The 15,026-nt window shown below is 67.0% G+C and carries 11 protein-coding genes and 1 pseudogene; 8 read left to right on the forward strand and 4 right to left on the reverse strand.

What is annotated here, in order from left to right:
* Positions 1 to 132: 132 nt before the first annotated feature.
* Positions 133 to 1,113, forward strand: a complete 981-nt coding sequence (locus Pmi06nite_RS34400) for an aldo/keto reductase (RefSeq protein ID WP_203957364.1) — start codon at positions 133 to 135, stop codon at positions 1,111 to 1,113.
* A gap of 87 nt (positions 1,114 to 1,200) precedes the next feature.
* On the opposite strand, the gene Pmi06nite_RS42270 is transcribed toward Pmi06nite_RS34400, so the two are convergent.
* The 3 genes from Pmi06nite_RS42270 to Pmi06nite_RS34415 all read right to left on the reverse strand — a co-directional run bounded on the left by Pmi06nite_RS42270 (position 1,201) and on the right by Pmi06nite_RS34415 (position 3,908).
* Positions 1,201 to 1,596, reverse strand: coding sequence for a substrate-binding domain-containing protein (locus Pmi06nite_RS42270; protein ID WP_308442551.1), 396 nt, complete (start codon positions 1,594 to 1,596; stop codon positions 1,201 to 1,203).
* Positions 1,597 to 1,609: 13 nt separating this feature from the next.
* Complete coding sequence (locus tag Pmi06nite_RS34410) at positions 1,610 to 2,611, reverse strand: LacI family DNA-binding transcriptional regulator (RefSeq protein ID WP_239114394.1); 1,002 nt, start codon at positions 2,609 to 2,611, stop codon at positions 1,610 to 1,612.
* Positions 2,612 to 2,912: 301 nt separating this feature from the next.
* Positions 2,913 to 3,908 (reverse strand): LacI family DNA-binding transcriptional regulator, encoded by a 996-nt coding sequence (locus tag Pmi06nite_RS34415; protein ID WP_203957366.1) that lies wholly within the window; start codon positions 3,906 to 3,908, stop codon positions 2,913 to 2,915.
* Between the two features lie 282 nt (positions 3,909 to 4,190).
* Here Pmi06nite_RS34415 and Pmi06nite_RS34420 point away from each other — a divergent pair, with 282 nt between their 5' ends.
* The 7 genes and pseudogenes from Pmi06nite_RS34420 to Pmi06nite_RS42890 all read left to right on the forward strand — a co-directional run.
* Complete coding sequence (locus Pmi06nite_RS34420) at positions 4,191 to 5,462, forward strand: sugar ABC transporter substrate-binding protein (RefSeq protein WP_203957367.1); 1,272 nt, start codon at positions 4,191 to 4,193, stop codon at positions 5,460 to 5,462.
* A 2-nt stretch (positions 5,463 to 5,464) separates the two neighbouring features.
* A complete protein-coding gene (locus Pmi06nite_RS34425) occupies positions 5,465 to 6,424 on the forward strand; it encodes a carbohydrate ABC transporter permease (protein ID WP_203957368.1) in 960 nt (319 codons plus the stop codon).
* Positions 6,425 to 6,432: 8 nt separating this feature from the next.
* Positions 6,433 to 7,230 carry a carbohydrate ABC transporter permease gene (locus tag Pmi06nite_RS34430; RefSeq protein WP_239114395.1) on the forward strand — a complete coding sequence of 266 codons (798 nt, stop codon included), beginning with the start codon at positions 6,433 to 6,435 and terminating at the stop codon, positions 7,228 to 7,230.
* Between the two features lie 11 nt (positions 7,231 to 7,241).
* Positions 7,242 to 9,176, forward strand: a complete 1,935-nt coding sequence (locus Pmi06nite_RS34435) for a glycoside hydrolase family 127 protein (RefSeq protein ID WP_203957370.1) — start codon at positions 7,242 to 7,244, stop codon at positions 9,174 to 9,176.
* Positions 9,177 to 9,419: 243 nt separating this feature from the next.
* Positions 9,420 to 12,464: a LamG-like jellyroll fold domain-containing protein gene (locus Pmi06nite_RS34440; protein ID WP_203957371.1), complete on the forward strand. Its 3,045-nt coding sequence runs from the start codon at positions 9,420 to 9,422 to the stop codon at positions 12,462 to 12,464.
* Positions 12,465 to 12,700: 236 nt separating this feature from the next.
* On the forward strand, positions 12,701 to 13,543 hold the full coding sequence (locus Pmi06nite_RS34445) for a class I SAM-dependent methyltransferase (protein ID WP_203957372.1): 843 nt from the start codon (positions 12,701 to 12,703) through the stop codon (positions 13,541 to 13,543).
* A 107-nt stretch (positions 13,544 to 13,650) separates the two neighbouring features.
* Positions 13,651 to 13,812, forward strand: a pseudogene (locus Pmi06nite_RS42890) (IS630 family transposase); the annotation flags it as partial.
* Positions 13,813 to 13,880: 68 nt separating this feature from the next.
* Here Pmi06nite_RS42890 and Pmi06nite_RS34450 read toward each other — a convergent pair.
* Positions 13,881 to 14,951 (reverse strand): LacI family DNA-binding transcriptional regulator, encoded by a 1,071-nt coding sequence (locus Pmi06nite_RS34450; RefSeq protein ID WP_203957373.1) that lies wholly within the window; start codon positions 14,949 to 14,951, stop codon positions 13,881 to 13,883.
* Positions 14,952 to 15,026: the final 75 nt, after the last annotated feature.

The raw sequence follows: 15,026 nt of genomic DNA on the forward strand, positions 1-15,026 counted from the left end.
ACGGCGAAGGTGGGATCACGGCCGCCTTGCAGCCGTGACGCGTCGGCATGCGACTCCCCAACGCTGACCGGCGCCCGAACCCGACCACACGAAGGGCCCGAAGGGCCCGCACGCTGGGAAAGGACACACACTGTGGAGTACACCCGTTTGGGAACGTCGGGGCTGAAGGTCAGCCGCATCGCGTTGGGCTGCATGAGCTTCGGCGACCCTGCCAAGCGGCTGCCGTGGGTGCTTGACGACCACGCGGCCGAGCCGATCTTCCGGCAGGCCGTCGACCTGGGCATCACGTTCTGGGACACCGCGAACATCTACGGCTTGGGCACTTCGGAGGAGATCGTCGGGCGAGCTCTCAGAAAGTACGTCCAGCGCGACGACGTCGTGCTGGCCACCAAGCTGTTCCAGCCGATGCACCAGGGGCCGGGCGGGGCGGGCCTGTCCCGCAAGGCCGTCATGGAACAGGTGGACGCCTCCCTGAGACGCCTGGACACCGACTACATCGACCTCTACCAGATCCACCGCTTCGACCCCGGGACACCGGTCGAGGAGACGATGGAAGCCCTGCACGACGTGGTCAAGGTCGGCAAGGCCCGCTATATCGGGGCCTCGTCGATGTGGGCGTGGCAGTTCGCCACGATGCAGCACACCGCGCAGGCGGGCGGGTGGACCCGGTTCGTGTCCATGCAGGACCAGTACAGCCTGATTCACCGCGAGGAGGAGCGGGAGATGTTCGGCCTGCTCGCCGCCCAGGGCGTGGGAAGCATCCCCTGGAGCCCTCTGGCGGCGGGGCGGGTCGCGCGTCCTTGGGGGGAGCGGTCGACACGCCGCTCGCAGAGCGATCCCGTCGTCGATTTCCACGGCCGGCCGCTGTTCCTCGACAGCGACCAGGCCATCGTCGACACCGTGCAGCGGATCGCGGAGACCCGCAGCGTGCCGATGGCGCAGGTCGCGATGGCCTGGGTCCTCAAGAATCCCGTGGTCTCGGCGCCGATCGTGGGCCCCACCAAGCCCCACCACCTGGCCGACGCCGCCGCCGCGCTCGACATCCAGCTCACCGACGAAGAGATCCGCTCGCTGGAAGAGCCCTACGTACCGCGTATGCCCACCTATTTCTGACGGCCCTTCCCTCCGGAGGCCAGGCCGCCGGAGCCTCTGGCCCGCAGCAGCGGCCGGGCCGCCGTCGGCGCCAGCCCGACAATCGCGTCATGTGCCGGCCTTGCCCAGCCGCCGCCCGGCGCCCTCGCCGGCTCCCACAAGGTCGGACTCGGCGATGTCGTCGAAGCCGACAACGCTCACCTGGCCGGGAACGGGCACGCCCGCTTCCGCCAACGCCCGCAGTACGCCCAGCGCCATCTGGTCGTTGGCCACGAACACCGCGGTGACCCGGCCAGGAAGTGTCATCAGCAGCTTGCCTGCCTGATATCCCGATCGGGGACTGCAGTCTCCGATCAGCGCGTCCGGAACCTGCCGCCCTGCTGCACGGAGCGCGGCGCGCCAGCCTTGAAACCGTCCGTCGGCCTCCCGCCAGCCGGCGGGACCGGCGACATGCCACACGGTCTCATGCCCGAGTTCCAGTAAGTGGCCTGGCGCCGGGTACAACAGGTGCCGCCAGCTAGCCAGGCGGCGGCGCGGTGGTGCGGCGCACGATGAGAGTGGGCTGAACGGTCGGGTCCGGCATGGGGAGCTTTGCGCCTTTCGGGTGACCAGCGTGCATGCGTCGTAGGAGTGCGGCCATGCAGCGGCGGCCGACCTCGTCGAAGTCCTGCCGGACCGTTGTAAGGGGCGGCACGAGGTATTCCGCCTCTGGGATGTCGTCGAATCCGACGACGCTGACGTCATCGGGCACGCGAATTCCGTGCTCGGCCAAGGCGCGCAGCAGGCCAAGCGCCAACTGGTCGTTGCCAGCGAAGATTGCCGTTACGTCGTTCCGTTCGGCAAGTTTCAGACCGGCTCGGTAGCCGGAACGGGCGCTCCAGCCGCCGCGAATAAGAGGAGGTGGGGCGATGCCAGCTTGCTCCAGGGCCGCACGCCAACCCTCGATGCGTCCTCGCGCGTCCAGCGAGTCGTCGGCTCCGGCGATGTGCCAGACAGTCCGGTGTCCCAGCTCCAGCAGGTGAGTGACTGCAAGCCGGGCTCCTGTGACTTGGTCCACCGAGATCGCCGGCACCGGTGCGCAGTTGTCCGGGGAGACTGCGACGGCGGCCATGCCTGAAGGAAAATGGCACAGTGCTGCGACGGCTGCGGTCTGCGGAGCGATGACGATCACGCCGTCGACTGATTGGTCGGCCAGCCGTCCGTACGCCGACAGTACGCCGTGGCGGTCGACGTGCTCTACCGTCGCGATGCTCAACCCGTAGCCCGACGCATGGGCGGCACGCTCGATGCCCAGCATCGTCGCGGCTGGTCCGTACAGGACCGTGTTGAAGCTGATCACGCCGACAACCCGTGAACGCCCTCCAGCCAGGCCGCGCGCCAGCGCGTTGGGGTGGTAGTCGAGTTGGCGAACGGCCTGCAATACCCGCTCGCGGGTGGCGGGACTGACGCGTGGGTGTTCGTTGAGGACTCTCGACACCGTCTGGGAGGACACGCCCGCTAACCGGGCGACGTCGGTCATCACCGCCGCCCTCCCGTGCCCTGCAGCTTCCATGGCTGTTCTCCAATTCGACCGGCGAGCGAGCGCAATTCGATCAGTACTTATAGCCCTGGACCGTGGCGTCGGTTAACGAGCTGATCGCCCCGAAGGTGCCGCGGCGGTAGGTGATGGGCCCGATGGTTGATTTCCTCATGTACGCATTCGGGGGCGTTTCGGCCCTACAGAGCACGTAGCCGCGCGGGACGATGCCGTGGTGGATGCCGACGAGCAGGTCCGGCAGAGTCCCGGTGGATCGCAGCGAAGGGTGTCGTCAGCGGCTGGTTCACGTGCGGCGACCGGAATCGGCAGGCACGGCGGTGGAGGCGCGCGGGACAAGACGGCAAGGATGGGCCCGCTGACCATGCACCGGCTCGCCGTTCACGGCCGCCAGGAGCAACTCGGCGGCTGTCCGGCCGATTCCTTCCAGGTCCATGTCGATGCTGGTCAGCGCGGGCCGGGAGCCTTGAACCATGACATCCCAGTTGTCGAAGCCGACCAGGGCGACATCGCGGGGGATTTCCCGGCCGGCCTCGCGTAGCCCCTCCGCCACTCCGCGGGCTATCTGGTCGCTGCCGCAGAACACGGCATCGATGTCGGCTCCTGTGGAAAGCAGGATCCCGGCAGCCTGGCGACCCCAGGCCTCGCTCCACTCGCCGTACAAGGTCCTGGACGCAGGCTCGAGCCCCTCTGCGGTCAGAGTCTCCTCGGCTGCCGCCGCGCGAACCGTCGCCGAGTAGTGGTGCTCGGGACCGGTGACATGGACGATCCGGCGCCGGCCGATTGCGAGGAGGTGCTGTATGGCCCGGCGTGCACCATCGGCCTCGTCCGGGACAACCGAACAGTCCTGCGGGTCCGAGGAACTGATGAATGCGTACACCACAGGCACCGGGAGATCCTCTCCGATCGGTGCGCGAGCTTGAGTACGCCGCCCGGTCACTATGATCCCATCGACCTTTCGGCTGAGAAGCGTGCGGACGTAGTACTGCTCGCGAATAGGGTCATCACGGGCATCACAGAGGAAGACCGACATCTGTCCTGCGCCGAGAGCGTCCTCGGCGCCGATCATCAGCGGGATGCTGAACCGGCCGATGCTGTCGGTTGTGATCATGCCTACCGTGTAGGTGCGCCCGCTGTGCAGGCTGCGCGCCGCCGCGTTTGCAACGAATCCCAACTGCTCGGCGGCCTGCTGGACGCGCAGACGCGTCTCGGGGCGCAGGGTGCCGCGACCGTTGAGCGCCTTTGATGCGGTTCCGGTGGAGACCCCGGCCAGTGTGGCCACTTCGTTGATCGTGGGTGGCCGAACGATGTTGCCCAGTGTTTCCTCCTTGGTTTCCTAATGATGCTTTTTGGTCCGGTTAACGTGACTGTAACTACCTATTGACATGGTCGCAAGGCCCAGCTTAGCGTCGGGGCAATCGTTTTCCTGATTTTCCGAACTCATCCTCAAGAGCTCCTGAACTTTCGTCCAGGCCCGTTGTGGTGGCCACGGCGGGAGGCAGGAAGCCGATGACACCCCGAACCGCATCCCACATCGCTTGACCCCCCGTGCAAAGGGATCGCCATGATTTCTTCGAACGTCACACGCCGTCGTGTCCGCACTGTCGCGGCCGTCACGCTGACGGCCTGCCTCGCCGCTGCCTGCTCTTCCACCACCGGCTCGTCCACAAGCTCGGGCGCCGGGTCCTCCGGTTCGAACGGCACGTACACGATCTGGGATCCATACCCGCAGTTCGACGACAGCGCCGACTGGGTGAAGTTGCTGCAGAAGTGCGGCACCGACACCGGCGTTGCCATCAAGCGCACCGGCTACGACACCACCGACCTGACGAACAAGGCCCTCCTCGCGGCCCAGCAAGGCAACTCCCCGGACGTGCTCATCGTCGACAACCCCGTTGTGTCGACGCTCGCAGATGCGGGAGTGCTCACCACCACCGAGGAGATGAAGGTCGACACCTCGGCGGTGGAGCCGAACCTTCTGGCGGCCGGTCAGATCGACGGCAAGACGTACGGCATCCCGATCGGCGCCAACACCCTCGCCCTCTACTACAACAAGGAAGTCCTGACCGCGGCAGGAGTCGACGCCGCGCAGATCAAGGACTGGGCGTCGCTTACCGCGGCTTTGGAGAAGGTCAAGGCCGCAGGCAAGAAGGGCATCACCTTCTCGGCGATCGGCACCGAGGAGGGGAGCTTCCAGTTCCTGCCCTGGTTCTGGGGTGCCGGCGCCAACCTGACCCAGCTCGACTCGGCGCAGGGCATATCCGCACTGCAGTTGTGGTCGGACTGGCTCAAGAACGGCTATGCGCCGAACTCCGTCATCAACAACACCCAGACCACGAGCTGGCAGGAGTTCGCCACCGGTCAGTTCGCGTTCGCCGAGAACGGCACGTGGCAGCTTGCCAACGCGGAGAAGGCCGGCTTCGAGTACGGCATCATCCCCATCCCGTCCTCCTCCGGCGGCACCGCACCGGCCCCCACGGGCGGCGAGTTCGTCACGGCTCCGGTGCAAACCGACACCGGCCGCTACGCCACCTCACAAAAGCTGATCAGCTGCTTGACCAACGCCGACAACGCCTACACGACGGACACGACACTGTCTTACATCGCGGCGACAGACGCCGTGCAGGCCAAGCAGGTGGCGGGCAACCCCGACTTGAAGGTGTGGGTCGAGGCGGTCAAAGCGGCGAAGGGCCGTACCAGTGACAACCTCGGCACCAAGTACCCGAAGATTTCCGAGCCGATGTGGACCGGGTTCCAGGCGGCTTTGAGTGGAGCGAAGTCCCCACAAGACGCTTTCACCGCCGCCCAGGCCACAGCTGCTGCGGCGACGAAGTGATCATGGCACCTCACGTGACGACCCGTGCCTCCGTCCCGGCTGTGCCGGAGACGGGGGCCGGTGCCAGGCGGCCGCGGTCGGCCCGCTCCGGCGGGCATTGGACGGCCTGGGCTTTCCTGGCCCCGGTCGTCGTGTACCTGGTCGCGTTCTACGCCTACCCGCTGTACCGCAACCTCGATTTGAGTCTGCACCGTTACACGGTCCGCTCGTTCGTGCAGGGCGGCGCACCGTTCAGCGGCTTGGACAACTACCGCACGGTCTTCGACGCCCCGACCTTCTGGCCGGCATTGACCCACACCGCGGTCTTCACTGGAGCCTCGCTGGTCTTCCAGTTCTCCATTGGCATGGCTCTGGCAATCTTCTTCCACCAGCACTTCCGTCTGTCGGCCACACTGCGCGCGCTGTTCCTCGTGCCGTGGCTGCTGCCACTGATCGTCTCGGCGTCAACGTGGTCGTGGATGCTCAACAGTGACTCGGGGATTGTCAACAGCGCTCTGGGCGTGTTCGGCATCGGCCCTGTCAACTGGCTGACCTCGCCGGACTGGTCGTTGGTGTCGGTCACCATCGCCAACATCTGGATCGGCATCCCGTTCAACCTGGTCGTGCTCTACAGCGGCCTGCAGGCCATCCCATCGGACATCTACGAGGCAGCGGCGCTGGACGGCGCCACGCCGTGGAGCACGTTCTGGCGGGTGACCTTTCCCCTGCTACGGCCTGTGTCAGCGATCACGCTGCTGCTCGGTCTGATCTATACGCTCAAGGTTTTCGACATCATCTGGATCATGACGAAGGGTGGCCCGGCCGACGGCTCTACGACCCTCGCCACCTGGTCCTATCGGCTCGGCTTCGGCAACCTGCTCCCGTCGTTCGGGCCGGGCGCGGCAGTCGGCAACCTGTTGATCGTCCTCGCCATGGTCTTCGGGCTGCTCTACATCCGCATGCAGCGGAGGGCTCCGCGATGAATCGGTCCATGAAGACGGCCATCGGCATCATGCTGACCGCGATCATGCTGTTCCCGATCTACTGGATGATCAACGTGTCCTTCACGAAGGACACGGACATGCGCGCCGACCCACCGCACCTGTTCCCGCTGCACGGCACCCTTGAGGGCTATCGAGCAGTGCTCGATCAGCAACTGCCGTACTTGGGCACCAGCCTGCTGATCGCGCTCGGCACCGTCGCGCTCACCGTCATAGTGTCCGCGCCCGCCGGATACTCCCTGGCCAAGCTCCGCCCGCGCGGTGCAGGTGCGCTCAGCTTCGTGCTGCTGGTCGCTCAGATGATTCCCGGCGTCATCATGGCTATGGGCTTCTACTCGATCTATCTCAAACTCGGGGTCCTCAACAGCGCCGCCGGCCTGGTACTGGCCGACTCGACCATCGCGGTTCCGTTCGGAGTGCTCATCTTCACGGCATTCATGTCCGGTGTACCCGCGGAATTGTCGGCTGCGGCCAAGATCGACGGGGCCGGCGCCTTCCGCACGTTCTGGTCGGTGATCCTCCCGGTGAGCAGGAACGCCGTCGTGACCGTCAGCCTGTTCGCCTTCCTGTGGGCGTGGTCGGATTTCGTCTTCGCCACGACCCTCGACGGCGGCGGCGCCCAGCAGCCGATCACGCTCGGCATCTACCGCTACATCGGCAACAACAACCAGGAATGGAACGCCATCATGGCGACCGCCGTGGTCGCGTCCATCCCCGCGACGCTGCTGCTCATCGTGGCTCAGCGGTATGTGGCCGCCGGCGTGACCGCCGGTGCCGTCAAGGACTGAGGAACCCCTGCATGCCCCACTCTGCTTCGTACGGTCCCACCCTGCCCACCTCCCAGGCGATCTCCGCGCTCAGGCCGCTGCCCGCCCACGCCGTGCGCCTCAGCGCGGACGGACTGCTCGGCGGCTGGCAGGACCGCAACGCCGCCGCCACCCTCCCACACTGCATCGGGCAACTCCACGTGCGCGGCAACCTCGACAACTTCCGTCGCGTCACCGGGGACTTCGACGGCGGCTTCGCCGGCTACTGGTTCGCCGACACCGATGTCTACAAGACGCTCGAGGCGGCCCTCTGGGAGCTCGCGCGGTCCGGTGGATCGTCGGCGTTCGTCACTGACACCGCCCAGTTGCTGGAGAAGGCCCAGGACTCCGACGGTTACCTGAACTCGTACTTCCAGGTCGACCACCGCGACCGCCAATGGGCCGAACTGCCCTCCAGCCATGAGATGTACAACGCCGGCCACCTCATCCAGGCTGCCGTGGCCGCGGCACGCACGGCTCAGCACGAGCCGGCGGCGCAGCAGATCCTCGCGGTGGCGCGACGCTTCGCCGACCTGCTGATCGAGCGGTTCGGCCCAGACGGTGTAGATGCTCTCGACGGACACCCTGAGATCGAGACCGCGCTGGTCGAGCTCTACCGGGTCACGGGCCACCGCCCCTACCTCGACCTGGCCGCGCGCTTCGTCGAACTGCGCGGGCACGGCCTGCTCGGCCCCGACAATCGCTTCCGGCAGCATCACTACTACCAGGACCACCGGCCTGTCCGCGACGCCGCCGAGGTCACGGGCCACGTCGTGCGTCAGGTGTATCTGGCCGCCGGTGCCGTGGACGTCGCCGTGGAAACCGGTGACACCGCCCTGCTGAGCGCCACTGAGCGGCTCTGGGAATCGGCGATGTCAGCAAAGACGTATGTGACCGGCGGGCAGGGCTCACGCCACCGTGACGAGGCATTCGGCGATCCCTACGAGTTGCCGGCCGACCGCGCCTATGCCGAGACCTGCGCCGCCATCGGGAGCTTCCACTGGGCGTGGCGGCTGCTGCTCGCCACCGGTCGCTCCCGCTACGCCGACGAGATGGAACGCCTGCTCTACAACGGCATCGCCGCCAGCACCGCGCTTCATGGCACCGCCTTCTTCTACTCCAACCCGCTACAGGTGCGCACGGGCCATGAGGCCGACGAGGACGCCCCTGGCCAGCGGCTGCCGTGGTACTCCTGCGCCTGCTGCCCGCCCAATCTCGCCCGGCTGATGGCATCGCTGCACACTTACACGGCCACCGGTGGCCCAGATGGCCTGCAGTTGCACCTGTACGCTCCCGGAACCGTCACAGCCGGCGAGCACACGGTCGACGTCACCACCGCATATCCGTGGAACGAGAACGTCACCATCACGGTCACCGAGACAACGGAAGCACCGTGGACCCTGACCCTTCGCCTCCCCGCCTGGTGCACAGACGTCCAGCTGACACTCAACGGGTCGCAGGTCGACGTCACAGCCCGTCACGAGGGCTACTTTGACCTTACGCGCACCTGGCGGCCGGGCGACCGCGTTGAACTCGTCCTGCCCATGCCGCCGCGGCTGGTCACCGCCCACCATCGGGTCGACGCAGTGCGCGGCAGCGTCGCACTCACCCGCGGCCCGCTCGTGTACTGCTTGGAACAGGCCGACCTTGCCGACGACCTTGCCGACGTCGTTTTCGAAGACCTGGAGTTGGACACCCGTAGCCCCATCGACGTCGTCCACGGCGCCCACGCGATCGCACCTGTAACGCTTCGAACCCCCGTACGTGTGCGGTCAGGCAGCGACGACCGCCTGTATCGGACCTTCGAGACCACCACACCTTCAGCGACGGCACCGGCCGCCATCCCGGCCGTTCCGTACTTCCTCTGGGCGAACAGGTCCGCGGGAGCCATGCGGGTCTGGATCCCGTTCCCACCGCAGGAGCGGTGACAGGGCGACGGACCGCCCTAAAGGCACCATCCACCAGGGCGCCCCGGATCCGGCCCCGCCACCCCCTCAGAGGTAACGCCCAAAGCGAGTGTGAATCGACGCAGGCCCGCAGCGCGAACCGAATGTTAACGCTCACTTCCGTTTCGGCGGGGCCTGCCCTTGCCCTGGAAGACCTCCATGGGCAACGCCCGAACCCGGGATTGTGAACGCCCCTCGTTCACGGAACACAAAGGAGTATCACGCATGTCTCGAACGGCATCACCTGCATTACCCCAGGGGAGGGCATCGGCCCTCCACCTCGACCGGTTACGGCGCCGGTCTCGCGGCGCGGGGGCCCTTGTCGCCGCGCTCACGATCGCGGCCGCGGGAACCGCGATCACGGCTTCGCCCGCGTCCGCCGCCCCGACGCCCGCGTCAACCCTTGTGGTGAGCGCCGACAAGCCGTTCCGCCCGGTCACGCACGTCGCGACCGGGTCCCTTTACGGCCTCGCCGACGACGCGACGCCGTCTGACGACCTGGTCAAGGCCATCAAGCCGAACACGTTCGTCCAGATGGCCGTAGGCGGCAGGCAGCAGGCGAAGGGCGACGTGCTGGTGGTCGCCGACAAGGCGGCCAGGGCGGGCGCGAAGGTCGTCAACCGCCTCTCTGACTACTACGCGGGCTGGCCGTACCAGTTCAGCTGGGCCACGTGGCCGACCGTCGTGGAGCAGCAGGTCAAAGCCGTCCAGGCGTCCGGCGCGACGAACATGGTCGCCTACGAGCTGTGGAACGAGTCGGACAACACCTGGCTCGCCTCCAACGGCACCTACGAGGACTTCTGGACGAAGACCTTCCGCCAGGTGCGGTCCCTGGACCCGACCACGCCGATCCAGGGCCCGAGCTTCTCCGACAACATCAACGACATGCAGAACTTCCTGGAGAACGCGGTCGCGACCGACACGGTCCCCGACATCATCTCCTGGCACGAGCTGATCAACTCGGGGAAGATCGTGGGCGACCTCGCCAAGGTCACCGCCATCATGGAGGACCTGGGCATCAGCCCGCGCCCGATCTCGATCGAGGAGTACGCGGCGCCGTCCGAGGTCGGCATCCCGGGCCCCCTGGTGGGGTACATCGCGAAGTTCGAGCGGTACGGCATCCACGACGCCGAGCTGGCGTTCTGGAATGGTTACGGCGCGCTCGGCGACCTGCTGACGGGCACCGGCGGGAGCCCGAACGGCGCCTACTGGCTCTACAAGTGGTACGCCGACATGAACGGGGACATGGTCGATACCACGCCGCCCAACGCGACGTCGGGCCTCGACGGCGCCGCCGCGGTGACCAGCGACAAGAAGCAGGTCAGCGTTCTGTTCGGTGGCGGCAGCGGCGCGACCGCCGTCCAGGTCAAGGGCCTCGACAAGCTCAGCCTCGGCGACACCGTCCACGCCAAGCTCGAGTACACCCCGTCGTACGGGCGCACCAACCCGGTCGCCGGTCCGATCACCATCTCCGACACCGTCTACCAGGTCGCCGACGGCTCCATCACCGTGCCGGTGGCGATGAACTCCGCGAACGGTTACCACCTGGTGATCAGCGGCGCCGGTACTGCGACCGACCTCGAGAACACGTACCGGATCACCAACCTCAACAGCGGTCTCGCACTCGACACCAAGGACGCGGGGACGTCGTCAGGGACGTCCGTCAATCAGGCCGGCGTCGCGGGCGGTCCCACCCAGAAATGGAAGCTGGTCTCCGCCGGCCCCGGCTTGTACAAGGTGGTCAACACGGCAAGCGGCCTGGTGCTCGGGGTGAAGGACGCCTCGAGTGGCAACGGGGCGTCCGCTGTGGTGGAGACCGACACCGGCGGCAACACCCAGCTCTGGCAGGTCATCCCTGACGGGAAGGGTCACAACAAGCTCGTGAGCTACGACAGCGGTCTCGCGCTCGCTGTCGACGGCATGAGTAAGACCTCGGGCGCCCAGGTCGTGCAGTGGAGCGACACCACCGTCACCTCATCCGGTGCCGGTGGCACCCGGGTTGCCGGCAGGCTCGGCAACGCTGTCGCGCTGTCGGGATCCAACCAGTACGTCAACGTCCCGCGGGGCGCGGTGAGCGGTGTCACGGGCGACTTCACGGTCTCGACATGGGTCAACCCGACCAAGAACTCGACGTGGTCACGCGTGTTCGACTTCGGCACCGGCGCGTCGAACTACATGTTCCTGACGCTCAACAAGAACACAGGGCTCAGATTCGCCATCACGACCAGCGGCGCCGGCGGGGAGCAGCAGATCAGCTCCACCACGTCGCTCCCGCTCAACACCTGGTCACTGGTGACGGTGACAGTGTCCGGCACCACCGGCACCCTCTACGTCAACGGCCAGGTCGCAGGTACCAACACCAGCCTCACTCTGCACCCGTCCAACCTCGGCAACACCACCCAGAACTGGATCGGCCGCTCGCAGTACTCGGGCGACCCGTACCTGGCCGCCGCTGTCGACGACTTCAACGTCTATGGCCGCGCGCTGACGGCGTCTGAGGTGTCCGCTCTTGCGGGCGGGCAGGCCGGCACCGGCAACGTCCTTCGTTACACATTCGACGAGACGACCGGAACGGCCGTCGCGGACTCGTCAGGCAACGGACGCAACGCAACGGTCGTCTCCAGTCCGGCGCCCGCCACAAGCGACGCCGCCGTCCTGGACCATTTCTGGACCCTCACCCCCTACCCGACGATCAACAGAGTCTCGGTCGCGGCCGACGCCGCCGTCTCCGGTACGCAGACCTTCACCGCCGATCTCGGCGGTACGGCATCCGACGTGTCCTACACCTACATCGAACTCAACCACGGCGGCGTCTGGCTGACCGACAACACCAAGGCACCGGGCAGCCACAACGACGGCCTCCACCCCAACCTCGTCGTCGACACCACCGCCTACCCCAACGGCACCTACAAGCTCAAGATCGACGCAGTCGGCACGAACGGCCTGACCACCGAGCAGACCGTCTCCATCGTGATCGACAACCCGCCGGCTTGGACCGCCGGCAAGGTGTACAACACCGGCGACCAGGCGTCCTACCGTGGATCGGTCTGGCGCGCCCTGTGGTGGACGCAGAACCAAACCCCCGGCGACCCCTACGGACCTTGGGAGCAAATCGTCTCCGCAGCGGACGGCACCGCTGTATGGACCCCGTCACGGGTCTTCGTCGCCGGCGACAGGGCGGACTACCAGGGCGTCGTCTACCAGGCGCAATGGTGGACCCGCAATCAGACGCCAGGTGACCCCAACGGTCCCTGGAAGCGAATCGGCTGACGCCAACCGTCTCATGTCACGGGCCGGGCGTCCTCCAGGCGCCCGGCCCGCAGCATTTGCGCGCCGATCCCGTTGTCTCGTCCCACGAGATGCTTGGCGTTTCTGTCTCAGGTCATGCTTGACAGGTGATCGAGGAAAAACCCTGAATTGTGGACATCGGCGCGTACGGGACGACGCCGCCGCCGATGGGCTCGGACCTGCCGACGGGCTTCGCCCACGCATGAAGTGAGATTGACGTGCCTGATGGATGGCAGTGGGACAGCACCCTGTTCAAGGGAAGCGCACCCTACTACGAGCGTGGCCGGCTACCGTATGCTCCGGGTTTCGCCGAAACACTGGCCACTGCCCTCGGCCTGGACGGCCAGGGCCGACTCCTCGACGTCGGCTGCGGGCCCGGCACCGTAACGCTCGCCCTGGCGCGGTTCTTCACCGAAGTAGCCGGCATCGACCCAGATGAGGACATGCTGGCCGAGGCCGAGCGAGAGGCCAGGCGTCGCGGGGTGACCAACGCGCGTTGGGTGACCGCCCGCGCCGAGGACCTGCCGGCCGGTCTGGGTGAGTTCCGGGTCGTGGTGTTCGCCCAGTCCTTCCACTGGACGGATCGGGATCGTGTCGCTGCGACCGTGCTGGAGATGCTGGAGCCGGGAGGCGCGTTCGTCCATATGAGCGACCTCAAGAACCCGCCCGCCGAACCGGCGCCATTGCCGCTGCCTGCTCCCCCGTTCGCGCAGATCAGCGATCTAGTGCGTCGGTACCTGGGCCCGGTACGCCGCGCGGGGCAGGGAACGCTCGTCAACGGCACGCCGAACCGGGAGGACCTCGTCCTGGCACGGGCCGGGTTCGACCACTTCGAACGACATGTCGTGCCTGCCGGGGAAGTGGTCAACCGCACCGCGGACGACATCGTGGCGTGGGTGTTCTCCCGATCCGACTCAGCCCCCCATCTGTTCGGCGACAGGCTTGAGGACTTCGAGCGGGACCTGCGCGTGGTGCTACAGCAAGTATCCGACAACAGCTTCGCTGAGCATCTTCCAGCAACCGAGATCATGACCTGGCTCAAGCCGCATGGTGAGCGGTGACCGGCATCACCGCCACGGGGAGCGGGACGTGCTGGGGCATGTGGATAGGCGCCCGCGGCGAGGGTGCCAAGCGAACCAGATGATCATCAGTTGTCCGCCGTATCGGCAAGCTCGCCGCCTACCTGGAGCGTCTTGCCTGCCAAAGCATCCGTATCGGCCGGGAGGCGTTACGCGCCTTACTCGCTCGCCATGGGGTCATCTTCCAACGGACCAAGACGTGGAAGGAGTCTCCCGATCCCGATTTCGACGCCAAGCTCGACAGCATCGAATGTCATCATCTTGCTCGCCTGCGCCGGCAGTCGCCTGGTGCGGGCTCAGGGCGTGAACTGCCGGCGCTTCAGCTGGTCAAACACTCAGCGTGGCTGCCCTGGGAGGGCAAGGCTGGATCACACTCGGCTCGTTGGACCGGAGGAGCTGTGCTGGAGCGTAAGGAGATCGGTGGCGTCAGGAGGATGTGGCGCTCCGGCCCGGCAGGCGAGGAGATTCGCTCGACAAGTAGTCCCACAGCGCGGTCGGCCATGTCGGAGATGGGGACGTCGGCCGCGGTCAGGGGTGGGTGGAACTCCTCGGCCCAGTGCCGTCCGACCACCCCGGTGATGGAGATCTGGCCGGGTACGGCCCGGCCGAGGCGGCGTAGCGAGCGTTCCATGCCGGGCAATGCGGCCTCGTTGGCGGTGACGATACCTGTGATCGCGGGGTGGGCGGCGAGGAGGTTCTCCACGCAGGCCTCACCGGCCATCGCGTCATCGGGGCAGCAGATCGCGGTCGCGGTGAGGGAGCGCGCGGCTGCTGCGGCGGTGAATCCGTCCAGGGCGCGGCGGGCTGGGCCGTAGCCGGAGTCCAGGAACTCCTGCGGTCGGTTGATGAGGGCGATTGCGCGGTGCCCGAGGTCTGCCAGGTGGTGCACGCAGTTCCCGATGAGCCCCTCATAGTCCAGGTCCACCCAGCAGCCGGTCCCGGCGTCGGCGGTGTGGCCGATCGCCACGAACGGTAGGCCGGACTCGCGCAGCCTGGCTGCCCGCGCGTCTTGCAATCGGACCTCCATGAGGATCACTCCGTCGACGCGGCGGCCGCTGATGATCCGCTCGAACGAGCGGTCGTGCTCACCGCCGCTGGGAGAGAGCAGCACATCTAATTCGTGAAGGCCGGCTGCCGCGACGACGCTGGCGACGAACCCCAGTTGGATGGGGGTGAGGCGACGTCCCGCAGGGGGGATCACCAGGGCGATGGTGCGGGTACGCCCCTCGGCCAGGGCTCGGGCGCTGGCGTTGGGGCGATAACCGGCCTCGTCGATGACCCGCAGGATGCGCCGACGCGTTGCTTCGGAGACCGTGCGCTTGCCACTGAGGGCGTACGACACGGTGCTGCGCGATACACCCGCCCGCTTGGCGATCTCCCCGATGTTCACCCATTCCCCCGTGTGACCGGCCCATCGTCACAGACGCGCTCGAATCGATTCGACACAGGCTAGGCGGGCCTGACC

Origin of the sequence: Planotetraspora mira (assembly GCF_016863275.1) — a bacterium.
GTDB lineage: Bacteria > Actinomycetota > Actinomycetes > Streptosporangiales > Streptosporangiaceae > Planotetraspora > Planotetraspora mira.